The sequence below is a fragment of the Neobacillus bataviensis genome, assembly GCF_019969725.1.
This window is the reverse complement of the sequence record NZ_JAHXYW010000002.1, coordinates 327,630-351,705: the sequence shown is the minus strand read 5'-3', so window position 1 is coordinate 351,705 and position 24,076 is coordinate 327,630. Positions and strand designations below refer to the sequence as shown.

Genomic DNA, 24,076 nt, shown 5'->3' with positions numbered 1-24,076 from the left:
TGTCCATTACAAACCACGTAGTTCGGCATATGATGTACTACCTTGTGAAAAAGGAGGTAGATTCCATATGTCAGACGGACATCGCTCAAACTTTGCCTTAATCGTTGTGCTTTTCATCCTTTTAATTATTGTGGGTGCATCATTCATGTACTAATCTAATAAAAAAGATTCGTACATGTAAGCAACAGGAAGCGTGAATGCCACGCTTCTTTTATTTTACAACCACAACTTTTTGAATAATTGGATGCAGCAAATAGCCAATCCCCACCCCGAGCACATTTAAAATAAAATCGTCAATATCCATACTTCCGCGTTTTGTAAAGTACTGCGCCGCTTCAATCAGCGAAATAGAAAGAATAGGAAAGGAAATCAATTTCACCTTCGAAGGACGTTTGTTTAGTAAGTACGCCGCAACACCATAAGGAACGAATAACAATATATTCGCGGTAATATTGTAGAAGGCAACTAGGAAATGTGCATCTCCTGAAAAAAATCCTAGGATTGTTCTAAAAGGCATCAAGTTAATTTGTTTATACTCTTGATTCGAGGGCCGGAAGAATAACAATATGAATAAGCCCAAGCTATACATACACATGACAGACTTGATAAGAAGACTAGGTACTGTTATTGTCCCTTTTCCTATTAAATAAACCAAGAAAAACACCAGCATTGTCACGCAGGCCCATACAACCACTAAAACAACAGGGTGAAGATAGGCCAAGAGTTTTAACCAAACCGGCAATAAAACCAAAAAGAGAATCTGAGATATTCCTAACGATAACCATAGCAACCGGTTTTTCATAACTGGATAACCCTATTCATAGTAATGGATTAATCGGTTTAATAATTGATCCAATGATATAAAGTTATGCCCTAGTGAACGGGCAAAACTAGTATCGACAGACCATGAACCAGGCAAATTGTATGGTGATGGATCTCCATCCTTTTGTAAAATTGCCTCTGTTGAAGTCAGGTCTTCAATTAACGTTACCAATTCTTTTAAACTTATGTCCTCGCTAGATCCAGGGTTTATGCCTCCATGAAAATCAGACTTTGCCATACTGAATAAAAACGTTGCCGCTTCTTCTGAATCTATAAAACTATAGCGCAAATCTGGATTCTCGATGAACATCGCTTTCCCCTCTTTGACATGGTCCACATGGAATTTTAAACGATTGGTATAATCATCTTTTCCGATAATAATCGGAAAGCGGACGGCTGTAACGGGAACTTCTGCATTTTGAAAAAGAACGGCTTCGGCTGCCCGCTTTGCTTCTTGGTAACCTACATAACCGATATACTCGCCTCTAGTTTTTAACAATGGGTTAAACTCTAGGGGATTAAAGTTTTCTTCCTTATGCTTGGTCCCAAAATCATAGACTGCCTGGCTGGATGTAAATATGTATTTTCGAATTTTCCCAGATAATGCTTGCAACGTATCGGAAGCCTCCTGGGAAGAATAGCATGTTTGATCAAAGACAACATCCCATTTCTTTCCTTGGAAGGCTTTATGTAAAGAACCGGCATCCTCTCGGCTAATTTTCAACCTTGATACTTGATCACCAAAGGAATCGGGTGTCTTTCCCCTTGTCGCAATGGTTACCTCAATTCCTTCATCTAACAATAATTGGACTAATCTTTTCCCAACAAACTGTGTTCCCCCAAGAATTAACGCAGATTTCACCAAAAATCTCCCCCTGCTTATTTTTTTCAGCGATAGCCCTTTTAAGCGTTTTCATGCCTTAATTATAGCAGGATTTACAATAGGAATCGAAAATCAAAAAGAGACATTACACTGACGAATGTCCCAAACTTTCTTGTTCTTTTCTTTCATTTAATATGTCCTTAATGATTTCCATATGAAAGGCGGCCCATGCTTTTTCACGAAAATGAAGAATGACACTGGCAGCCACGGCAAAAATATAAAGGAAACTGAAGACAAGCCATAGCAAACTGCCATCATGAAAAAGAAATTCCGATAATTGCTTTGAAAATAAAAGCATTAACCATGGTACCGCTGAAACAAGGATAGGAATAAAACCGGAACCGTTCTTTTCTTTTGTCATGCGGTAAAAAATTAATTTTAATGCACTGCTGTCAAGCGCCCTGTATAGCTTTTGAATTTCTTCTATTTCAATAAGTTCCTTCATGTCTTTGACAGCATGTCCATGATCCATTATTTTTTTCAAGCGAAGAAAAACTTTATGTGCATCCCCTCGTAATGAAAACATATTTTCTCCCTGCCTCAAAAAATAAAATCTTTAACACTCAATTATATTTCCCTATACGATTTCAAATAAACGAAAAAGAACCTTGATTCGAAATCAAGGTTCTCAAATGGAAATGCTTAACTTGATAATTTTTCTGTCATCAATCCTTGTGAGGCATTTTCAGATTTCTTTGGCCTTACAGCAAGCCAAACCAGCCCGCCGAACACAAGAAGAATCAAACCACAAACCTGGAAGGAATGGTGGAATCCTGCCGCTGGATTGGATGAATGTTGAACAAGATAACCTGTTACATATGGTCCAACAATCCCGCCTAAGGAAGTCAACGCCATAAACCAACCTTGAATTTTACCTTGATGCTTTTTGGAAACTAACTCCACCAAAATGGCTGGTCCAAGCACTAAGGTAATACATCCAAAGGTTAATCCCAAAGATAGTAACACAATCGCCATAATGTTCGAGCTTGCAAAGGTTCCTAAAGTGTAGCAAACTGCACCTGCCAGCATAACTGGCCCTAAAACAAATACCCGCCCCTTGACCACACTTTTCGTTTTATGAAAAAGCCGGTCCGAAACCGAAGAAAAAACAATCTGCGAAATAGTAATCATGATCCAAGGTAAAGAAACAACAATCTTTAATGTTTCCGGACTTAATTTTCGAACATTCTGAAGGTAGTTCGGCAGCCAGTTTAGTCCAATCGTGAATGACCAATAAGTAGCAAAACCACATAAAGCAATGAGAATAAAATTTTTCGAGAACAATACGGAAGTAAATTTTGACTCAAGAATGACTTTTGTCACTACAGCATCACCTTTGGAGTCAGATGCTGCTACAGGCTGAACCGCTTTCTCTTTTGCCAGCCATAACCACATGACAATCCAGATTGCACCGACAATTCCCGTTGCAATAAAGGCAGAGCGCCATCCATAGTTTAAAATAAGGTGCATTAAGATCGGAGCGGAAATCGCTACACCAAGAGGGCCGCCGATTGATACCAAGGTTAAACCGATACCGAGTTTTTCCTTTGGCAGCCATTTAGATGCCGCCGTCATCGCTAATGAATAGGAAGGTCCTTCCCCTGCCCCTAAAATGATCCTCGTAATCAATAAATATGTAAAGCTTGAAACAAATACAGTGGAAAACTGAACAAGGGCCCAAATAGCTGCCATCCCGGCGATTACTTTTCGGGTTCCAATCTTATCGGCAAGTGCTCCTACGAGAACAGCGGAAAGAGAATAAAGTAAAAAGAATCCACTGCCGACAACGCCCCATTGCTCCGGATTCAGTCCTAATTCCTTCATAATTGGAACAGACGCAAAGCCGATAATCGCCTTATCGGCATTACTGATGACCGTCAATAAGAATAAAAGTAAAATAATGACCCACGCTTTTTTCGAGATTTTCGCACTATTGGTTTTCTTTTGATCCATATAAGGACCCCCTTTATTTAAATGTAACTTCCACTTTTCCTAAACCGGTAAAACCGGCAGTGAACCGATCTCCTTTTTCAGCCGCAATAGCTGCTGATAATGCTCCGGATAAAATAACTTCGCCGGCCTTCAAAATGACATTATACTCTGATAATTTATTCGCCAGCCAGGCGACACAAGCGGCCGGATGCCCTAATACGTCAGAGCCATAGCCTGTATTCATCAACTCTCCATTTCGAAAAAGTTTCATTTCGATTTGGGTTAAATCCAAATCTGTCATCGAAAACTTTTCATCCCCTAAAACATAGAGACCACAGGAAGCATTGTCCGCAATCGTGTCCTGCAATTTAATTCTCCAGTCTACAATGCGGCTGTCGACTATTTCTAAGGCAGGTACAAAATAGTCTGTCGCCTCTAACACGTCCTCCAGTGTGACGGATGGACCTTGCAAATCTTTTCGAAGGACGAAAGCAATTTCCGCTTCTACTTTTGGCTGAAAAAGCTCATTTAGTGAAATAATGCCATTATTCGCCACATCCATCCGATCCAATAAATGTCCATAATCCGGCTGGTCTACGCCTAACAGCTTCTGCATCGCAAAGGAAGTTAGACCAATTTTTTTACCGACGATCTGCTGTCCAGCCCGGACTTTCTGATCTATTGATTTGATTTGAACATAATATGCCTCCTCAACAGTCATATCCGGATACAAATCCGTAAGCGGCGTGACCATTTGCTTCTCCGCTTCTGCTAGAAGCAAATGCTTATATGCCTGGTCTACTCGAGATGCTACATGGTTAGTCATTGAAAAAACCTCTCTCTATAAAAATGTACAAAAAGAGCACTATTCAAAGATTCAGTGATTATACAAGCCAATTGAATCAATTAAATAGTGCTTTTTCATTAACTGCGAGATTTGCAGTTTGGTTGTCAGAACAAAGTTGGTCAGCCTTATTTATTCGTTACAAGATTTGCTTCTTCCTTATTGTTCGCCTGATTCTTTAAAAGAAAGTCTGTTAAAATGCGGTTAAACTCTTCTGGTTTTTCCCATTGCGGCCAGTGCCCGGCATCTTTGATGACAACTAATTCGCTATTTGGAATCATGTCTTGAATTGGTTTAGCTTCCTCAACGGTTGAAGTCGGATCATGGTCTGTCCAAGCCAATAAAGTAGGAACATTGATTTTGCCGCACCATGATGGGTCCCAGCTGTATTGCTTTCGTACTTCGATATCCTGCAAGCAGACGATATGGTGTACCGCTTTTTGGTAAGACGGCTGGGTATAAATTTTATAGCGGGTGTCGATTAATTCTTCGGTAACTTGGCTCTTGTCATACATTAACCACTCAAGCCTAGTTTTTACATTTTCATAGTTTGCTTCAAGAACAGCTTTTAAAGTCGAATCTTTTAATCTTTGCATCACTTCAGGCTTGTTGTTCACATTCCCAGGAGTATTCAGGACCATCGCTTTTACATATTCCGGATGCTCAGCCGCAAACCAGGCGGCCACCCAGCCTCCTAATGATTCACCAGACAGATAGACTTGCTTTAAATCCAGTGCCTGAATCACCCATAATAAGTGATCACTATAATAGTCAATTCCATACTGACGATCTGGTTTATCGGTGAAGCCATGTCCTACCATATCAATGTTGATAACGCGAAAATGTTCACTCAGACCCTTCATATTTCTAGCATAAGCCTCGATATGTCCCCCAGTGCCATGAAGTAAAATCAGAGGTTCACCAGTGCCCGCTTCCATTACTCTTGTTTTGATTCCATTGGCATCTAAATAATAGAGTTTATATTCAACATCCGCTAAATCTGTCCAAATTGTCATTCCAATCGCTCCTTATTAAATACTCACTTCATATTCTGATGATTTACTAGACTTTTGATTTACTGGCTGCGAGAACTGAACAATCGCCATGCCTGTCACCCATTCCGGAATCGGCTCATAACAGGCCACGTCCGCTTCAAACCCTTGCAGCACCCCTAGCAGGACCAGCCAGTTGCGGATTTCCTGCCCGCCATTTCCTAGATGCTCTTCAATAAATGCAGCACTCCAGCTTCGTAAACCGGAATAATCTTTCTCAGTCACTAAGCGTAAAAACTCTCGGTCAATTTGCTCATTAACTGGACCTGATTTAATTCGGGTTACATTGGTTTCCCGTAATTTTAAATATTCATCCAGCTGGTCAATTTCCTGGCGGCCATTCTTTAAAACATTAATCAAAAATTGATCTTCTGGTTTTTCACTCTCTATCTTTGGAATCGGCACCCAATGAGATAATCCGCCCGAAGCAACAATCGCAACCTTTTTATCAGAATCCCATGATTCGATCGCACCACGGATAACTTCTCCCAGCTGGAAACAGCGGTCCATAGTCGGCAGCGGCGGTGCAGAGGTATTCACGGCAATAGGAACAACCGGGATTCCAAGATCAGGATTTAAAAAATAGACTCCTTGTGTATGACCATGGTCCACCTTCATTTTTAATGTGAAGGCAAAATCAACATTTTTCTCTAAACTCGTATGGAGAATATGTTTTGCTAGTTCTTGCTGTACAGGAATTTTGTATTTCGGCAGCTGCCAGTCTCCCCAGCCTTCACATTCGCCAATGCCAATCGTAAAGGACGGCATATGGTCGTAGAAATAACTATTAAAATGGTCATCGGAAACCAATACAATCACATCTGCACCAACGTTTTTCAGCCACTTCTTCATTTCTGCTGCTGTTTGAATAAAACGCCTTCCTTTTTCACCGGCGCCCGCTTCATTGGTCATGATCATGGGGCTGTGCGACATCGCTACACCTGCAATAATTTCAGCCATTTTTTCCACTTCCTTTCATAAATTTACGAGATTAATCGTTTCTCCTCTTCCCGCATACGGCGGTGCCACACAACGGAAAGGCTGCCCTTTAAAAATAAGGGAATCTCTTTTTCACAATGAAGGGAAGACCCATCTGTGACGATTATTTCGGTTGTGATAGAACTGTGCTCATTTTTCAGTGTTACAAAATAGCGTCCTTGTACAGGAACAGTATAGTAGGGATGAAGCTTAAGTAAAATCCCGTCCCAATCACATTTCACTTCATAAGGCCGGCCAAGAAAATCAGGCATCTCCTCTACATTCCCCGTTAAGAGCCGTTCCCGAATGCAGGTGGAACTGATTTTCTCCCCGCGGCACTCTACCTTTGCTACTTTTGTGACTTCAATGCGTCCGCCGGAATCTTCCTGAAGCCGGTCCATATGTCCGGCTCCACGGCAGCCATAGGAAAAATCAAAACCCGCAACCGCATGGACTACACCGAAATCAACCAAATATTTGGCAACAAACTGCTCTGGTGATAGAGCAGCAAACGGTTTATCAAATTCCACAATATAAAAGGTATCGACGCCCAATTCCTGGAGCCGATCCTCTTTTTCCGTAAGCGGCATTAAGTATTGAATTTGTTTTTTACCGTTCGATATCACTGTTTTCGGATGAGGAAAGAAACTCATGACAGCTAATGGAACCTGGTTTTCTCTCGCTTTGTGCAACGCTGTTTTGATGACAGTACAATGGCCATAATGGAGACCGTCAAAACACCCAAGCGCCATGACATTTGGCGTCGCCTTTTTCTGCCAGTCAGCCAAACTTTCCCGGTTCAAGTAAATGGTTTTCATTACAGTCTCCTTTCATGTCCTTTAGTTTGTAACTGTTTCTAGTTTTTCTAATGAGCGATACATTCCACTGTAAAAAATCAGCGGTTCTACATCTAAAAGATGAATGTCGGTTACTTTGCCAATGAATAAGGTATGATCTCCTTCGACATGTTCAGCTGAGACTTCACAGGCCACTTGGGCAACAGATCCAGGTATAACCGGCTTGCCATCCAACCGTTCAAATGCTACTTCACGATGTTCCTTCAATTGGCCGGCAAAAATCATTGAATGCTCCTGCTGGTCGGCTGCTAAAATATTGACGGTGAAAATTTTGCTTTCTTTTATCTTGTTCAGGATCTTTGCTTTTTCACCGATTGAAATAACGACTAGTTTTGGATCAAGCGACACAGACATGAAAGCATTCACTGTCATCCCGTGGATTTCCCCCTCCACCTCTGTTGCAATAACAGTTACGCCTGTTGCAAATTTCCCCATTGCTTGACGAAATTGACGATCATCCATTCTTTTTACCTCCTAAATTATGAACTTAACCTCTTACTCCTGAATCAAATCCAAATAATTCTTTTCCGTAAGCAGCAACAGAATCTTCGTACAAAGAAGTCTTATGCGTAGCAACCGCCATAATATCCCGTAAGAACAATTCCATTGGTCCGCCTTTATACAGAGCGCCGCCGCCAAGCGTTAATAGAGCTCTGACAGCGATATCCACACAAATCTTGATGGCTTTTGTCCGAATGGCAAAGAATTCTCCCGGCTGCGTCACACAGCCATCTTTTTCATAGTTTTCTAGCAGATTGATATATTTATCGATTAAAGCTTCCGCAGCATGAAATTCCGTAGTCATTTCTGCTAAAACCCGCTGGCTGCGAGGTGATTCGCTTTCCCTTACACCATCCATTAAGCGAACGCGCTTTTCGGTAAGCACTTTAAATTCCGTAAGAATTCGCTCTGCACCGCCAAGTGCCATGGCAGCAAAGCCAAAATAAAAAGAAGGGAAGAATGGTACATGATAAAATGGATAATCCTTGTCATAATCTTCTACTGGAGGTCTTCTTGTCAGTTCCGCTTCATCCAAACGCAAAATTCGCTCCATTGGAACATAAACATTATCAGCAATTACTTGATTACTTCCAGAACCTCTGAGTCCAAATGTATCCCAATTGTTTACCACTTCAACCTCTGAAACCTTCAGCATCGGCAAACAGTAAACAGGTTTTGGATTATCTGGGAATTGGATCATGACGCCAACGCCAACCCAGTCACTGAAATTGACGCCGCTTACAAAACTCCACTTGCCGCTGATCCGGTAACCGTCGCCATCTTTCTCTGCTTTTCCTAGGGCTGCAAATATATCGCAGATTAAACCGCCCTGATTAATAATTTCATCTGCCCCTTTTTCCGGAAGAAAAGATGGCAGCATATTGTGCAGGGGATAAAGGTACGTCAGCCAGGCAGCTGAAATATTATAATTCGCAACCTTTCGGACAATCTTAGCAAACGTTTTCAAATCTACCTGTGGTCCGCCATATTTTTTTGGAAGCATGATCCTCGAAATTTGCGTTTCCTTGATAAGGTTTACGACATTTTCAGAAATGGTCGCATTTTTTTCTGCTTCTTGTGCTTCTTGCTCAGCCAATATTCCAACTTTTTCAGCACCAGCCAATAACTCTTCAACGGTTACATCTTTTTCTTGTACTGCATAGTTTCCCATAATTACACCTCTTTCGATTGCTGTTCATTTTTGTTGGGAATCAAATTATCTTGGCACCGCTTACATTAACTACATTTCCCACGTGTTTATGTTGTTTAATTCCTATATCAACAGTGTAGTGAATTTACAATTTTCAGACTAGAACAAAAACTGTTCATGATTTTTCAATTAATAGACATTTTTTGTTCAATTGGATAAAAAATAGACCAGCCAGTTGATAACCGGTTGGTCTAAAAATCGGATTCTATTCAATATCAAATTCCCCTAAAGCGATTAACGATTTCAGTATCAGTAATAGCTGGTGAGCTTCATCCGGGTCGCGCAGATCTTTCTCAAGCATACTTTCGATCTTATTAATCCGGTGCCGCAAACCGCTCATAGACAAGGCGAGATCATTCATGGTTTGTTCCAGCTTCCCGCCATTTAACAAGAAATTGTATAATGTTTTAAGAAGTTCGATTGTTTTTAAATCCTTTGTATTATATAAAGGACCAAGCTCTTGTTCTGCTAGCAATCTTATGCCGCTGATATTTTGGGAATTAAGCAGCACGCCCACAATTCCTAACGATCGGAATGGCACCACTTTTTTCCTATTTGCAAGCCTCAAAGCCATGGTAGCTTCTTCATAATGTTTTGAAACCTTTTTAATATCCTCACCAACATTGCTAATTCCAAATTTGAAATCACCTTTAGGGTATTTTTTCATCAAATTGCCATGAAATTCTTTCATTACCCTTTCAATCGTGCTATTTTTCACGGTTTCTTTCGTGATAAAAAATAGAATATTTCCATCCCGCTGCCCAATTAATAAATTATGTTTTTTATTATTAAAATAGCGAAACGTCGTTTCAAATATTTGTTCTTGGAAAAGGAATTCTTCCTCTATTGAACTTTGACTTTTCTTATATTCCATCACAGCAAAATAAAAAGGCTGTCCCAGGTCAAGCCCCGTATATTTTCCTCTTTTGATGATTTCACTTTCCGACAGCTTGCCATCTATGATTTGTTCTAAGAAGTTCCCTTTCATTCTTTCAAATGACTCAAATTTTGTCTTTTCATTTAAGAGAACCAGGGAAGCGGCATTGGCCAAACGGTCGAGAAGCAGGTAATCTTCCTTATGCTGCTCTCTTTGTGTGTTTTCAAAAATAAACGAACAATGGCCTAATACTTCCTTTTGGACAAGAATTGGAGTAATAAGACGTTCTTGGGCATCGGTTTTGATTGTTTTTTTACGAAACTTGGACGCCTTTTCCTTTGGGGCATGTTCTTCTAAATATTGCTCCAAATCCGCTTTTAGTTCAAGATATCTTTCTTCAGATACTCCCGAGCAGGCAATGGTTTGAAGGTCGGTTCCTTCAATAATAATCGGAATTTGGACCATGCCGAATACTTTATCAACAATGGTTTGCAAATTACTGCCATTGATAATCGCTTCCGTTAATTTTTGCTGAAAATTAGCCAGTCTTGTAACCACTGTTTTCTGCTCCAACAACTGGTCATAGGTATATTCCAGTTCTTTTACGATCGGAGTTTCATTGTAATAATGAAGGTCCTCTTCATTATCCGCTTCCCATTCTATTTGCCGCTTAATGATCCAGCGGCACTCGGAATCACCTTTTCCTACACAGGTTACTTCTTTCGCCAGCAGTCTTTCCTCAAATACGGTTGACATAAAGCCACTGGCATAGCCAACGAGTGTATGGCAGACATGGGTCTTTGAGATTCCTAATTGTTTAATATGCTCTTCTGCCTCATAGGAATCAACCCAAGTTCCGGTTGAAAAGAATGATTTTATTTTACCCTGATCATCCAGTTCAAAGGTGCAATCATGCTGGCTCCCCCTAATATGGCCATTCTCGATATGCAGGATGGGGCCATATTTGATTAAGGCCTTCAATGATGTTTCGGTTTGCATAGCTTCTTTGGCATCTTTCTCACCCATCTCCCAGCCAAAATGAAACAGGAAGCCCTTGATTCTCTCAATTCCAATGTTCTTAACTAACTGCTGCCTAAGGATTCCTAATGCGGACGAGGCAGTGATAATTTTTCGGTCATCCACAGTCAGTTCATGACTATGACTTTCTTCAGAAAGTTGAATTCTCATACTGACACCCCCTGTTATCATCAAGTGGAAGCGCAATCATTATTAGGTATTATGAAAAGCGTTATCTATTAAAATGGTAACATATATAAGATGAAATATTAATAGTATCCCAAACTAACAAAAAAAGACAGAGAACCATTTTTGATCTCTCTGTCTTGAAAAAAAATTATTTAACACACCCAGCCAAAACTGTGCGCATAACCTGTTCCGCCGCTTGCTCTAGTAATTCAGCACCGCGATTCATCGCATCTTCAAGCGGCATCGGGGCGTTAATGATGCTGTGCACACTATGGATTCCATGTTGGTAAAGCTGTTCAATACCTTTTCCAATAGAACCCGCCAGAACAAAGACGGGAATCCCCCGTTTCTTAGCTTCCTCTGCCACTCCCATCGGTGTTTTTCCGGAAGCCGTTTGAAAATCGGTTTGGCCTTCGCCCGTAAACACACACATAGCTCCATTTAGCTTTTCAGCCAGATTCGTGTATTCGATAACAAGATCGATTCCTCTTTTGGTAGCAGCCGGAAAAAATGCTTGGAAAGCTCCACCTATACCACCTGCCGCACCGGCACCGGGCCTGTCATGCAGGTGTATACCCGTTTTAGCTTCAATCAAATCGGCCCAGTGTGCTAAATTTTGGTCAAGGATTTCAACCATTTCAGGGGTCGCTCCCTTCTGGGGACCAAACACATGCGACGCCCCATTTTGCCCGATTAACGGATTTTGAACATCTGTCGCAATTAAAAAGGATGCTTCTGAAATTCGTGAATCAAATTCGCTATCATCAATCACAGCTATTCCCGAAAGCTCATCAGCCCCAAAGCCAATCGGATTTCCCTCTGCATCTAAAAGCTTCATGCCCAGGGCCTGAAGCATGCCAATCCCGCCATCGTTAGTAGCGCTTCCGCCGATAGCTAAAATAAAATTACGGCAGCCGTCGTCTAATGCTTTTTTGATTAATTCTCCTGTCCCAAAAGTGGTCGTCAGCATCGGATTTCGTCTTTCAGGAATGATGAGATTTAATCCAGATGCAGTTGCCATCTCAATGACACATGTTTCCTGGTCCCCAAGAATTCCATATGATGCCTGAACCGGATCCAGCAATGGCCCTTTCACCACAACCTCAACCATCCGTCCATTGGTCGCTGCCACTAAACTATCTGCTGTGCCTTCTCCTCCATCTGCAACTGGAACTAAAACGGTGTCTGCTTTCGGCAATGCTTTTTTTATGCCTTTTTCAATGGCCCGTGCTGCCTCCGGTGCGGTTAATGACCCTTTAAATGAATCAGGCGCAATGACGATTTTCACGTTAGCTTCACCTTCCCTCAACATTATCAACTTAAATTTATTATAATCCTCAAACACCTTTTCTTCATCGTTTACAGCAACCAAAAATAACAATCTTTTTATATTGTTTTTTGTGTATAATGAATAAAGATTCTATCAAAGGATGATTTCAAATGTTAACTCAGGAGATGGCATCAAATATTGTTGAGCAAACAATGATTCGGCTCAATCGGAATATCAATATTATGAACGATAAGGGCATGATCATCGCTTCAGGAGATCAAAACCGCCTGTATCAACTCCACTTCGGAGCAATGGAAGTGTTGAAGACAGGAAAACCATTAATTATAGACCAAAATAATCAAAGGCATTGGGAAGGTTCGCTGCCAGGAATCAATCTGCCGATCAAATTCCAGGAGCGCATTATTGGCGTCATCGGCATCACGGGTGTCCCAGAGGAAATTATGGAGTTTGGCGAACTGGTGAAAATGATTACGGAGATGATGATTCAGCAATCCTTCATCGCGGAACAGCTCGAATGGAAGCAGAGGCTAAAGGAGCAGGTTTTTGAAGAGTTACTTAAAGATTATATTCAAGAGGAATCAATCAAGCAAAGATTGAATTTGATAGATATAAAAATCGTCCCTCCTTTTCAGGTTGCTGTTATCGAAACAGCTCAAAATCCCTTAAAAAGAAGTGAATTTCTGCAATTGCTTGAGGGAATTTTTAATGAGAAGCATGCCCTTGCCGGCTTTTTAAATGTGAATCGAATTTTTCTGCTTTTTATAAACCAACTAGAAGCAACGGTAAAACAAAAATTAATAAACGTATTAAATCAATTACGGGCTAAAAATATCGCCGTTCGAATCGGCCTGGGCTCCACTGTAATGGGTGAAACACAAGTCCGTCATTCCTATCTTGAGGCATTAAAGGCTCTCCAGTTTGGCAACATAGAGCAGGAGCTTATTTCCTTTACGGAAATTGAAACGAAAGCTCTTTTAGATGGTCTGGATGAACGGGCTAAAAGGCAATACCAAAATCGAATCCTAGGAAAACTTTCTGATAAACTCATCGAAACATTAGACCACTTTTTCAAATGCAATCAAAATATCGGAGAATGTGCCAAAACCATGTACATCCACCGTAACTCCCTTATTTATAGATTAAAAAAAATCAGGGAGCTCACAGGTTTGGATCCTCAAAAGCTAAATGATGCGGTTGCTTTGCAGCTTGCCGTTTGGCTTTGGCAGTTGGAAAAAAAAGATACTATATGATTTCTGCATAAATATTATTATAATAAGGTCATTAAATCATGCGAATGGTGGGGGTGTTCTTTTCATGGGGAATCAATCTCGATTGCCTGGTACTCCAGCGACTCATGCAAAGCCTAGTATTGGAAAGGCGATACTTTGCATGGGGCGGAATTTAATCTAAAAAATCGCCCAGGTAAGTAATATTTCTAATATGTGGCTTTGCACCTTATTTTCTTTCAATTTTTAAAATAAGGGGCTGGCTATCCATGAAATATGTAAATGCAAGCAATATTTTACCTGAACATCTCATTGTGGAAATTCAAAAATATGTACAAGGGGAAACCCTCTATATTCCCAAACAAGAAACAGCTTACCGAAAATGGGGCAGCTGTTCCGGAGGAAGAAAGTTAATTGATGACCGAAATGCTTCGATTAAGCGGGCATTTAAAAGCGGGCATAGTATTGATCAATTAGCCGAAGAGCACTTCCTTTCTATAGAAACAATTAAGAAAATTGTCTACTCACGTAAAAAGCACTGATGGTTCAGTGCTTTTTTATGTATAGATTGATTCTAAAACATCTTCTCCATATTCATGATTGTCGAATTCTTTTAAAATAACCGTAGTGAGGTGGACTTCGATGATTGGAAAATTTATTAAAAACGAACAATTTAATTTTATAAAAAAGCAAGTGGCTTTAATCAAGGACAGCTATAAAAAGAATTCTGATCCTACCGTCATTCGTGCTGTAAAAGAACTGGCGAACGCTAAGATCATGGAACTTTTTCCTTATATAACACAAGAACAAACAGAAATGCTGGACCTATCAAAAAAGAAAACGGATTTTGAGTATGACCAATACATTCAAGAGTTATCTCAATATCTGCTCCCGTTTCCTCAGCTGACTGAACAGCAAATTAAAAAGATGTTTCCAAAAGCCAAAAAAATAAAAGTACCTGAGTTAGCGAAACTCAATCGTGAACAAATAACCTACTTAAGCTGGACGGACATCAGTACGAACAAAAAGTATATTATTTATGAGCTAAATGAGAAGATGATAGGAATTGAGTGCAAATATACCTTATTAAGCAAGGATAATGTTTGTTCGTTCTGTAATCGTTTTGGTCCGGTCGCCTTTATATCAACCGTAACAAAAGCCAAAAAGGCCAAAAATCCAGATTACTATAAAGCGATTGGAAACTACATCTGCTTTGATAGTTCTGAATGCAACGGAAAAATAACCAACGTGGACTATTTGACGACTTTTTTTAAAGAATCATTAGGGGAACCTTGCTAAAGCTATAGCAAGGTCCTTTTTTCCAGATTATTCTTCATAAGGTCAGCAATTTGTTGATTTTGCTGATCTGAAGTGTTTTCTAATTGCTGAATAACTAATGCTTGACGGTCAACAGAATGATTTTGACTTAATTTCGCTTTGCCCTCTATTCTATCAATCTTAATCTTAAATCCTACGATTCCCTTGCTCATTCCCTCAATAAAATTAGCATCTACATCCTTTAATTGATAGGAACTATCTGGCTTTTCATATTTAGTAACCATATCTGCTAGCGAGTCAAGAAGTTCCTGGCTATCTTCTACTAATTCCATTTGGCCATAAACATGAATGGCAACATAATTCCAGGTTGGAACAGCTTGATTAGATTCGTACCAGGACGGTGAAATATAGCAGTGCGGACCTTGAAAGATAACTAGAATCTTTTGATTTTCAATATCCTTCCACTGACCATTTGGACGGGCAAAATGACCGTATAATTGCTTCTTTTCTTTGTCTAAAATTAACGGCAGGTGCGTGGCATAAGGCTCCTCATTATGCTGGGAGATCAGGGTTGCAAAGCTGTTTTTTTCAATAAAGTCATAGATTGTTTCTTCATCTTCGATTTTGAAGTGTTTAGGTATATACATTTATTTCGCCCCATTCTTTGAAATCTATAAAATGATCATTATTAAGGATTGGCACCGTTTGATAGGCATTGAGGCGGCTGCAATGGATGACATCGTCTTCAAAGCCCCGGCCGCGCAATTCCCGGCCGCTACCACAAGCATCATATTTTGTATTCGATTTTGCTAAAGCGATTTCCTGTCTTTGCAACATACTTTCTATTATTCTATGAAGACTAATTTTAGATTGGAAAAGCGAAAACTGTCCTCATTGGGTTTTCAAGAGGACAGGAATCCGCTTCATATTCCTAAAACTGTCCTCATGAGGCTTTCATGAGGACAAGAATCCGCTTCACATTCCTAAAGCTGTCCTCATGAGGCTTTCATGAGGACAAGAATCCGCTTCATATTCCTAAAACTGTCCTCATAGGGCTTCTATGAGGACAAGAATCCGCTTCATATTCCTAAAACTGTCCTCATGGGGCTTTCATGAGGACAAGAATCCGCTTCACATTCCTAAAGCTGTCCTCATAGGGCTTCTATGAGGACAAGAATCCGCTTCATATTCCTAAAACTGTCCTCATGGGGTTTTCATGAGAACAAAAATCTGGAAAGTAAAGCGAAAATTGTCCTCATCAAATTGGTAAAAATGCTATCATAAATGCAATAATCCCAGCAAAAGGAAGGAATACAATGAATAAGCAAATCCACAGTTCATTAAAAGTATTGCTAGTTTCAGATTTAGAAAAATCAAAGGCCTTTTACAGGGACATACTCGGGTGTGTGGTTACCGACTGGTGGGCGATTCGAGATGGATTCACTGGATTGGGTGTGAAGCTGCTTCAAGCAAAATCGCCTGAGGACGTTAATCCCAACAGGGAGCCAGCTCCTGATATCTACTGTTACGTAGAAAATTGGACATCCCTTGATGAACTTTATGAGGAGTTTAAATACAAAGGTGCCAAGATAGTCGTCGAGCCTTGGATTGACCCTGGATCAGGGCCCTGGAAAGAGTTCGCCCTTGTCGATCCAGACAACTATTGTATAGCGTTCGGAGGAACCATTGGAAAATAAAAAAGAAAAGCAGAATCATCATGTCATTCTGCTTTTCTTTCACGTTTAAAAGATCGAAAAAAATGGAAGGACAATAAGGGACAGTGTAAGAAAAAAGACAGCAACGGCCCCCATTTTTTGTTTTTCCTTCCATAAGGTCATGCCAAAACCAAATGTATACAATGCAATAATCAACAAAGCGATGATGATGACTGTATTCAACCGAATCGCCCGCCTTAATGTTTTTTTGTGGTTTTTCCGAAATCAACAATTTCGATGTCTGAATTCACCTTTATCTCTGCATTAAGAAACGATTTATTCCAATTAAACTTTTTATATTCTGGAATCGTTCCAAAGTATTTTCTGGCATATAAAGCTAATGGAAATGGCACCCCTTTTAGTTGGGTCTGAGCTTTTTTAAACAGGTCTTCATCTACCTTTTTGATATGTTTGGCAATCTGTTTTTTGAGAATTCGCTGGTTTTTTTTCTTTGTGTAGTCAACCATTGACGGATTGGACATAATTTCAATTTTTACCGGTATCGTAATAAAAATTTGGGGTTTCGATCCCTTTAAATTCATTTTTACTTTATTGTCTTCTGTTTTCATGATTCGAGCGGCAAATTGTTTCTTTTTATCTGAAAAAGGGTCAGGAATATCTACCAATATATCTTTGATGTTTGTTGTATCATCCAAAATATTGACAATCCGTGTTTCTTGCCCTGTCAGCTTGCCAATCATAACACCCTTCTTAAAGACTGCTGACCCAATAAATTGTGTATCATCAAGCTCGCCAGTAGCATCGACCTGGCCTGCTATGTATTCATCTTCACCTTTCACATTAGGATTCTTCCCCACTTCAGCGGATGTGTTCATCGCCAAAAAGAGTTCGGTTCCTCTTTCATACGCTGTGAAAAATCGAAAGAGAGTGGAATCTGGAATGAGTCCATTATCAACCCCATGGTCGATCATATATTGAAAATATTTATGTGGTCTTGTTTCCATTTTTGGATGGTTTTTTTTAAAATACGCCTTTGCCTTTTCTTTCGAAACTGCTAAGTAACTATTCAGGCGAATTTCCTTATCTTTTAATACATCGGAAATCGTCGAAATAAAGTCTTTGTCTTTAGCAAAGTCCTCTGAAACAACAATGATTTTTAATAGGTCATAACTAATATTACGAGAGATAATGGCATTAGCCGTCCCTTTCGCTGCAATAAAATCATTTGCATTAAATGAGATAATTTCCCGTGGTTTTTCTGTTGACCCCCCGCCGCCCTGCATACTGCCTACTTCAGGATTGGCAAGCAGCATCGTAACAATGATTTTCCCTTCATGTTTAGAACGGTCAAGACCGAGTCCGATTACATAGGCTTTATCTTCTAATTCTTCTCGATCCCAGCAGCCTGTTAATAAGCAAACAATGGCTAAAAGCCAGAATGCATTATACAATGTCCTTTTTGTTGGCATGTTTAAATTCTCCTTTTAACCATGCGGTCAGCCATAAAATAATGGAAATCAACGTAAAGGATGGGCCCACTACGTTTGTAATAATAGGTTTAATTACCAAACCAACATCAAGAGGGGTTTCAGGAATGCTTCCCATCAATAAATAAAGCATAGTAAGTGCGGGAATTAAGTATTCATAGTCTTTAATTTTAAAAATATGGCAAAACATTTGTGCATTAATGTACAAAAATGCTGTGAAACGAATAAATGCCCCCATAATCCAAATGACGAAAAAGATGATTTCAACATTTGGGAGATAACTCCCAAGGGAAATATAACGGATTTCTGTGTGGAACGGATAGCCAATTCCACCTAAAGATGTATCAAACAGGCTGATGAAAACAAGTACTGCAGCAGATATTTGTATACAGACGCATATATAAGCAACCCAAGTGCCCTTTCGAAAATCTTTGGTTGATTGGAAATTAGGAATTAACATGGCAAACAGAAAAAAATCAAGAAATATATACAGACTTTTTGAGGTGCTCTTTAATATCTCTAATTTTCCTGGACCCCAAAAGGGAAATATTCCTTGAATATTACTATCTTGAAAACTTAATATTAACGCAATAATCAAGGACAATACGGCATAGAATACGACCAGATAAGCAGCAGAACCAATATGCTGAATTCCTTTTTTTGCCCCATATGCGCATACAAGCATTAAAATAGAATAAATAATTAGGTTAGGAGTTGTCGTGAAATAAAACGTCCTAATAATGTTTGTATACGTCCGTGAATCGATTGAAATAATCGAAGAGCTGAGAATAAAAATAAAAAGACAGACAATCGAACCTATATATTTACCTAGTAATTTTTGAATAACGGAAAATAGGTTCTGATTTTGATACAGCATCATTGTTTTTACTAATAAAAACAGCGGAATTATAAATATTCCAGCTGCAATGATTGGAATCATCCATCCAGCGCTTTGTACCATATTGAACAGAGCAGTTGGTAAATCTCCGGTAGGTTTCATCCCCACCATTAAAATAGCGATCGACACATATTCTCGAATACCTAGTTTTCCAGACTGCTGACTCATATAATTTTTTATCCCTTTCTTTGTCTTACCATATCCTTTGGTTTTAAATATCCTGGACGAAACCTTTCTTTAAATGGAACATGACGGACGATTAAGTCCTTTGACGAAATGGAATGGGGCGTCATCGGTGCAAAGTAAGGAATCCCAAATGATTTTAATGATACTAAATAAAATAGGGAGGCCATAAAAAAAGCAGTGGCACCATAAATGCCTAGAAATCCTGCCGTAAAGATAAACAAGAAGCGGGCTAATCGTATCGCGAAATTCATGCTAATATCACTAATAATAAATGAGCTTAATCCGCTGAGAGCGATGACGATGATAACAATCGGACTTATGATATTCGCCTGCACTGCAGCTTGTCCTAAAATTAAAGCGCCGACAATCCCGATGGTAGGGCCGATTGGGGATGGTACTCGTAATCCCGCTTCTCGTATAAGTTCAAATGCTATTTCCATCATTAATATTTCAATAATTGAGGGAAAAGGAACCCGCTCTCTTGTTCCCGCAATCGCCATTAATAAATCGGGAGGGATCATCCCTACATGATAATTTGTTATGGCAACATAAAGAGGAGAGGTAAAAGCGGCGACAAATAAAGCAACAAACCGCAAAATCCTAATAAAATTTCCATACGGCGCCCGAAGGTAATGATCTTCCGGTGAATGAATTAACGACCAAAAGGTTGCTGGCATGATCAGACAACTGGGTGAATTGGACATTAACAAAATGATGTGACCTTCTTCAATGAATGATGCAGCCCGGTCTGGACGCTCGGTATATAATATGGTTGGAAATAAAGATCTTGGCCGTTCTTCTAGATGTTGTTCTAATATACTCAAATCGAGAATCTTATCAGAATCGATGGAGTCTAACCGTTCTTTTATCTTTTTAAGGAGTTCATCATTCACTAGATCTTTTTCATAGACAAGAAACACATCGTTTTTTGAACGTTTTGTAATAATTTTCGCTTCTACAATCAGATTTTCATTTTTTATCTTTTTACGGAGTAAGGCAATATTATCGACCACTTTTTCGTTAAAAGATTCTTTTGCTCCTTTTAGAATAATCTCATTATCCGTCTTCTCAATACTGCGGCCGCGTGTTTTCGTTGTTTCAAATATATAACACTTCTGATCGCCATCTACGAAGAGCGCAGTGACACCAGCACAAATAAATTCTGTAATTTCCCCTATGTTTGATGCAGTCTTTTCCATTGGGTACGAAACGATATCTTGAATCTTTCCAGAAGGGTGCTGATTTTCAATCAGCTTTTCAAGAATGCTTTCCTGAACATTTTTTATGTCTACCATTGTACTAATGAAAATAATAAAGGCACGGCGATTTAGGGAACGGATTGTAAACTCGCGAACCTTAATGTCCGTATTTTTAGGGAAACTAAAAATCGATTTAAATATCGCTATATTTTGATCATATTGGCTGCTAATATCCTGCTTTTTTAACTCAATGTCTTGCACATTGGACAGTTCAGGGAATTGTGGTTCTTCGTTGCCGTTTTTGATAAGTGACTTTAAGCTCTTTATTTTCATCCAGAACCACCCCCAATTTTTAAATAGTTTTCCAACATAAGGTACCTTTATGTATCATGTTCATGCACTAAATTGTAATTTTGTTTTCATCTTTATTTAACAGGCCATTCATATTTTATTAACAATCCAGCGATATAGTATATATAGCGGGGATAGCATGCGTGGCTATCATGGTATTAGGCGAAGGAGGAGCCGGTACTTGTATTAAAATGCTCAGTAGACAAAAGCTTCTTTAAACATTAACCTAAACAATAAAATTTGAGAGGAATTCACAAAAAAGCTTAGGATGAAATCCTAAGCTTTTTCCATGCTTTTTTAATTAATTCATAATACAGGGCTGTGGTTGTTTGGACCACTAAGAATACAACGAATGAATACTTCATACTGTAACCATGCTGATAACGCGTAACTCCCATTAGAGTAGACACTTTTTCCATCACTAACCCGACCAGACTCCAGCCAAGCACATAAAAGATAAACGTTTTTTTGTTTATTTTAAATCGTTCATAAAAATACACGAAAAAATAACTGAAGGGAGCAAACAAAAAATAAGTAAGAAGATCGGCAAGGTCATATTTATTAGAGTCATTGACCTTGTAGAAATCCAGCAGCCCGCCGCCAATCGTGAAGTCAAACAAAGTGGAGCTGGCGAATCCCCACACTAAAAATAAAATGGTAATAGAGCGGGGTAATCTTTTAGGGAAAAGAAAAAAAGCCATATATACAATCAACATCATAATTAAGATATATATCTCATTTTTATCAAAGCTCTCCCACAATATCATGAATACCCCACCTCATTCCGAGAAACTCGTTTAAATATGCGGTAGGCAATAATCGCAAGCAGGTCAAGGAAAATAAAGTAAACAATGTCATATCCATAATGCCAATTCTTATAATCCGTAATGTTCAATAGATTAGAGAGGAAGCTAAAAATAATAAATAAAATAACGGAGCAAATCACAATAATCCCTTTCTTCATAAGGGTTTGACCCGCTGCCAACAAATTGAATTGGATTAGAATTAGAAATGGGATGATAACACTGCGGTTTAATAAGTATCCTGTATAGCCAAATCCTTCCTTAGTTCGAATGATCAGCTGGAATTCATCGATTACAATCCACGAAAAATTTATACTAGCAATAAGGATGATTAAAAAAACAAACGTGTTTTCTATAAGCAATAGTTTTTTCTGCATAAAGGAAAAAATGAGAATAATTAGCCATGATAGAAAGAAAAAAATGACAAACCCCATAAATACCTCCCTGATTTTTATAATTAGTTTATCTACAAGGTAGATATTCATACTTAATCACCTATTAAAAAAAGCAGAATGGATTTCATTCTGCTTTTTATATCTATTCCATTAAATCAATTGAATATGTTGCAAATCCTCCTGCTGATAATCCTATCATTTTTATATTCGGGTACTGACTAAGGTATTTTTGTGCATTGGGTGAAGAATTAAATACTGGTACCGCTATGCCTTGAAATTTAATGAATGACCAGTTTTGGTCTGCTGATGGATTAATGGTTTTATGCTCCTGAATATAGTTCATGATAATTTGACGATTCTCCTCAGGGGACTTAAAAACAATCTCACCTTGATTAACACCAGGGAAAGTGGTGCTTGCAGCACGGTAGTTATTGGTCGCAACAATAAACTGCTGATCACTTGCTACTGGCTTACCCTGAAAAGTTAGATTAACGATTCTATTTGAGCCTGCATTGATGACTTTACCGTCCGAATCATACTTTGCCGGCTTGGTCACATCAATTTGGTACTGAACTCCATCAATTACATCAAAATTGAACGTTGGAAAGTCAGGATTAATTAAAGGCTGTTCTCCGGCAATTGATGGTTTTAATTGATTGAATTGCCCAGCACTCATTTCTAGCCAATCTTTGAGCTGTGCTCCATTTATTAACTTTGCCTGAAGAGTATTCGGATACAAATACAAATCCGCGACATTTTTGATGGCCAAGGTTCCCGCCGGAACATCAGTATAATATTCAGGACCGTTGCGCCCGCCTGCTTTAAATGGCGCTGCAGCTGAAAGAACAGGAATACCCGCAAACTTACTATAGTCAGGGTCTTTTAATTTTTCTGATAGATATTCTGCTTGCGCAATATTTACAATTTGAACTGAAGGATCATCCTGTACAAGCGCAAAATAGCTAAAAATGGAAGAGCTAGTTTCTCCAACTGGTTGATTTACATATTTTATTGTTGCCTCATGCTCTGGCAAAAAGGCTTTCATTAATTCCTCGTCTGTTTCCACAATGGATTTACCCGAAGCATCTGCAATCGGTCTTAAAGCTGCTTTACTTTCAACGACCATCCATTTGCCGTGCTGCTTCTGCAATTGAAGATCAATGATTCCTAAATGGCTGCCGAACGCACCCGCCATGACAACTGGTTTCCCATTGATGGTCCCTTTTTCAAGATTCGTATTTTGCAAACCCTTATAATTAGGGCCAGGAAAGATGTTATGCTGATGGCCAGTAAAGATCGCATCAATTTCCTTTATTTCCGTTAAATAGTAAGCGGCATTCTCCATTCCAGGCCGATAAGGCTCGTCGCTTATCCCTGTATGGGCAAGGGCGACAATGACATCAGCCCCCTTTTTTTTCATGATTGGAACATACTTTTTAGCGGATTCAACAATCGATTTCGTCTCAACTTTCCCCTCGAGATTGGCCTTATCCCATTCCATAATTTGCGGGGTCACAAAGCCAATCACCCCTACTTGAATGGTTTGCTTTTTCCCCCAATCATCCTTAATCGTTTTATTCAAAATAACATATGGTTCAAAAAAGGGCTCATCCGTTCCTGCCTGAAACACATTGGCATTCACAACAGTCATTTTTGCATCCTTCAACGCTTCAGTTAAAAAATCCAACCCATAATTAAATTCATGGTTGCCAACCGTGGCGGCATCGTAGCCCAAAAGATTAAAAGAACGGCAGGCAGGATGAACCGCGCCATTCTTTAATCCGTTTAGTTTTGCCATATAGTCCCCTAAAGGATTTCCTTGGAGCATGTCGCCATTATCAAACAACATCGAATTTTTCACTTCATTTCGTGCTTGTTTGATGAGGGTCGCAGTTTTCACCAACCCAACCTTATCGTCCAGTTTTGTCTGATAATAATCATAGTTTGCTAAAAAAACATGCAAATCGGTCGTTCCAAGCAAGCGTAATGGAAATGTACTTTTGGCAATAGTTATATTCGTGTCCCCCATTCAAGTTCTTTTTTAAAACGCAACCAACCAAACATGTATAAGTCCCATCGAATCCGAAAAACCTATCTTTGTTAGAGACCAATATTTATTTTCTA

At 39.3% G+C, this 24,076-nt stretch carries 26 protein-coding genes; 5 read left to right on the top strand and 21 right to left on the bottom strand.

Features of this window, described 5'->3' with window-relative positions:
* The first annotated feature begins 67 nt into the window (after positions 1 to 67).
* The gene (locus LC455_RS06445; protein ID WP_223589833.1) at positions 68 to 154 is read left to right on the top strand and encodes a YjcZ family sporulation protein; all 87 of its coding nucleotides are present in this window, start codon (positions 68 to 70) and stop codon (positions 152 to 154) included.
* A gap of 57 nt (positions 155 to 211) precedes the next feature.
* On the opposite strand, the gene LC455_RS06440 is transcribed toward LC455_RS06445, so the two are convergent.
* From LC455_RS06440 to LC455_RS06385, 12 genes are all read right to left on the bottom strand, one after another.
* Positions 212 to 802 carry a VanZ family protein gene (locus tag LC455_RS06440; RefSeq protein WP_223589180.1) on the bottom strand — a complete coding sequence of 197 codons (591 nt, stop codon included), beginning with the start codon at positions 800 to 802 and terminating at the stop codon, positions 212 to 214.
* Between the two features lie 12 nt (positions 803 to 814).
* Positions 815 to 1,684: an NAD-dependent epimerase/dehydratase family protein gene (locus LC455_RS06435; RefSeq protein WP_223589178.1), complete on the bottom strand. Its 870-nt coding sequence runs from the start codon at positions 1,682 to 1,684 to the stop codon at positions 815 to 817.
* A gap of 106 nt (positions 1,685 to 1,790) precedes the next feature.
* Positions 1,791 to 2,231, bottom strand: a complete 441-nt coding sequence (locus LC455_RS06430; RefSeq protein WP_223589177.1) for a hypothetical protein — start codon at positions 2,229 to 2,231, stop codon at positions 1,791 to 1,793.
* Between the two features lie 116 nt (positions 2,232 to 2,347).
* The gene (locus LC455_RS06425) at positions 2,348 to 3,658 is read right to left on the bottom strand and encodes an MFS transporter (RefSeq protein ID WP_223589175.1); all 1,311 of its coding nucleotides are present in this window, start codon (positions 3,656 to 3,658) and stop codon (positions 2,348 to 2,350) included.
* 13 nt (positions 3,659 to 3,671) lie between these two features.
* Positions 3,672 to 4,463: a 2-keto-4-pentenoate hydratase gene (locus tag LC455_RS06420; protein ID WP_223589173.1), complete on the bottom strand. Its 792-nt coding sequence runs from the start codon at positions 4,461 to 4,463 to the stop codon at positions 3,672 to 3,674.
* Positions 4,464 to 4,609: 146 nt separating this feature from the next.
* Entirely contained in the window at positions 4,610 to 5,497 is an 888-nt protein-coding gene (locus LC455_RS06415; RefSeq protein WP_223589171.1) for an alpha/beta fold hydrolase, read from the bottom strand.
* A gap of 15 nt (positions 5,498 to 5,512) precedes the next feature.
* Positions 5,513 to 6,493 (bottom strand): hypothetical protein, encoded by a 981-nt coding sequence (locus tag LC455_RS06410; protein ID WP_223589169.1) that lies wholly within the window; start codon positions 6,491 to 6,493, stop codon positions 5,513 to 5,515.
* A gap of 23 nt (positions 6,494 to 6,516) precedes the next feature.
* On the bottom strand, positions 6,517 to 7,329 hold the full coding sequence (locus LC455_RS06405) for an FAD synthetase family protein (protein WP_223589167.1): 813 nt from the start codon (positions 7,327 to 7,329) through the stop codon (positions 6,517 to 6,519).
* 21 nt (positions 7,330 to 7,350) lie between these two features.
* The gene (locus LC455_RS06400) at positions 7,351 to 7,830 is read right to left on the bottom strand and encodes a flavin reductase family protein (RefSeq protein WP_223589165.1); all 480 of its coding nucleotides are present in this window, start codon (positions 7,828 to 7,830) and stop codon (positions 7,351 to 7,353) included.
* Between the two features lie 25 nt (positions 7,831 to 7,855).
* Positions 7,856 to 9,040, bottom strand: coding sequence for an acyl-CoA dehydrogenase family protein (locus LC455_RS06395; RefSeq protein WP_223589164.1), 1,185 nt, complete (start codon positions 9,038 to 9,040; stop codon positions 7,856 to 7,858).
* 244 nt (positions 9,041 to 9,284) lie between these two features.
* Complete coding sequence (locus LC455_RS06390) at positions 9,285 to 11,144, bottom strand: XylR N-terminal domain-containing protein (RefSeq protein WP_223589162.1); 1,860 nt, start codon at positions 11,142 to 11,144, stop codon at positions 9,285 to 9,287.
* Between the two features lie 166 nt (positions 11,145 to 11,310).
* Positions 11,311 to 12,450, bottom strand: coding sequence for a glycerate kinase (locus LC455_RS06385; RefSeq protein ID WP_223589160.1), 1,140 nt, complete (start codon positions 12,448 to 12,450; stop codon positions 11,311 to 11,313).
* A gap of 152 nt (positions 12,451 to 12,602) precedes the next feature.
* On the opposite strand from LC455_RS06385, the gene LC455_RS06380 reads away from it, so the two are divergent.
* The 3 genes from LC455_RS06380 (at position 12,603) to LC455_RS06370 (ending at position 14,978) form a co-directional block, all read left to right on the top strand.
* Complete coding sequence (locus LC455_RS06380; protein WP_223589158.1) at positions 12,603 to 13,703, top strand: CdaR family transcriptional regulator; 1,101 nt, start codon at positions 12,603 to 12,605, stop codon at positions 13,701 to 13,703.
* Between the two features lie 245 nt (positions 13,704 to 13,948).
* Entirely contained in the window at positions 13,949 to 14,221 is a 273-nt protein-coding gene (locus LC455_RS06375; protein WP_223589157.1) for a CD3324 family protein, read from the top strand.
* A 100-nt stretch (positions 14,222 to 14,321) separates the two neighbouring features.
* The gene (locus LC455_RS06370; protein WP_223589155.1) at positions 14,322 to 14,978 is read left to right on the top strand and encodes a FusB/FusC family EF-G-binding protein; all 657 of its coding nucleotides are present in this window, start codon (positions 14,322 to 14,324) and stop codon (positions 14,976 to 14,978) included.
* A 2-nt stretch (positions 14,979 to 14,980) separates the two neighbouring features.
* On the opposite strand, the gene LC455_RS06365 is transcribed toward LC455_RS06370, so the two are convergent.
* Together LC455_RS06365 and LC455_RS06360 are read right to left on the bottom strand one after the other, a co-directional pair.
* The gene (locus LC455_RS06365) at positions 14,981 to 15,604 is read right to left on the bottom strand and encodes an FMN-binding negative transcriptional regulator (protein WP_223589154.1); all 624 of its coding nucleotides are present in this window, start codon (positions 15,602 to 15,604) and stop codon (positions 14,981 to 14,983) included.
* A complete protein-coding gene (locus LC455_RS06360) occupies positions 15,591 to 15,794 on the bottom strand; it encodes a 2-phosphosulfolactate phosphatase (protein WP_223589152.1) in 204 nt (67 codons plus the stop codon). The genes LC455_RS06365 and LC455_RS06360 overlap by 14 nt, the downstream gene beginning before the upstream one ends.
* A gap of 479 nt (positions 15,795 to 16,273) precedes the next feature.
* Between LC455_RS06360 and LC455_RS06355 the strand changes: the two genes are divergently transcribed.
* On the top strand, positions 16,274 to 16,654 hold the full coding sequence (locus tag LC455_RS06355) for a VOC family protein (protein ID WP_223589150.1): 381 nt from the start codon (positions 16,274 to 16,276) through the stop codon (positions 16,652 to 16,654).
* Positions 16,655 to 16,699: 45 nt separating this feature from the next.
* On the opposite strand, the gene LC455_RS06350 is transcribed toward LC455_RS06355, so the two are convergent.
* The 7 genes from LC455_RS06350 to LC455_RS06320 all read right to left on the bottom strand — a co-directional run bounded on the left by LC455_RS06350 (position 16,700) and on the right by LC455_RS06320 (position 23,981).
* Positions 16,700 to 16,855, bottom strand: a complete 156-nt coding sequence (locus tag LC455_RS06350; RefSeq protein ID WP_223589148.1) for a hypothetical protein — start codon at positions 16,853 to 16,855, stop codon at positions 16,700 to 16,702.
* Positions 16,856 to 16,869: 14 nt separating this feature from the next.
* Positions 16,870 to 18,102 (bottom strand): Ger(x)C family spore germination protein, encoded by a 1,233-nt coding sequence (locus LC455_RS06345; protein WP_223589146.1) that lies wholly within the window; start codon positions 18,100 to 18,102, stop codon positions 16,870 to 16,872.
* Positions 18,077 to 19,186: a GerAB/ArcD/ProY family transporter gene (locus LC455_RS06340; RefSeq protein ID WP_223589145.1), complete on the bottom strand. Its 1,110-nt coding sequence runs from the start codon at positions 19,184 to 19,186 to the stop codon at positions 18,077 to 18,079. Before LC455_RS06340 ends, LC455_RS06345 begins: the two co-directional genes overlap by 26 nt.
* A gap of 8 nt (positions 19,187 to 19,194) precedes the next feature.
* A complete protein-coding gene (locus LC455_RS06335) occupies positions 19,195 to 20,736 on the bottom strand; it encodes a spore germination protein (protein WP_223589143.1) in 1,542 nt (513 codons plus the stop codon).
* 281 nt (positions 20,737 to 21,017) lie between these two features.
* Positions 21,018 to 21,521, bottom strand: a complete 504-nt coding sequence (locus LC455_RS06330; protein WP_223589142.1) for a hypothetical protein — start codon at positions 21,519 to 21,521, stop codon at positions 21,018 to 21,020.
* Complete coding sequence (locus tag LC455_RS06325; RefSeq protein WP_223589140.1) at positions 21,518 to 21,991, bottom strand: hypothetical protein; 474 nt, start codon at positions 21,989 to 21,991, stop codon at positions 21,518 to 21,520. The genes LC455_RS06330 and LC455_RS06325 overlap by 4 nt, the downstream gene beginning before the upstream one ends.
* 103 nt (positions 21,992 to 22,094) lie before the next feature.
* On the bottom strand, positions 22,095 to 23,981 hold the full coding sequence (locus LC455_RS06320; protein WP_223589139.1) for a bifunctional 2',3'-cyclic-nucleotide 2'-phosphodiesterase/3'-nucleotidase: 1,887 nt from the start codon (positions 23,979 to 23,981) through the stop codon (positions 22,095 to 22,097).
* Positions 23,982 to 24,076 lie beyond the last annotated feature (95 nt).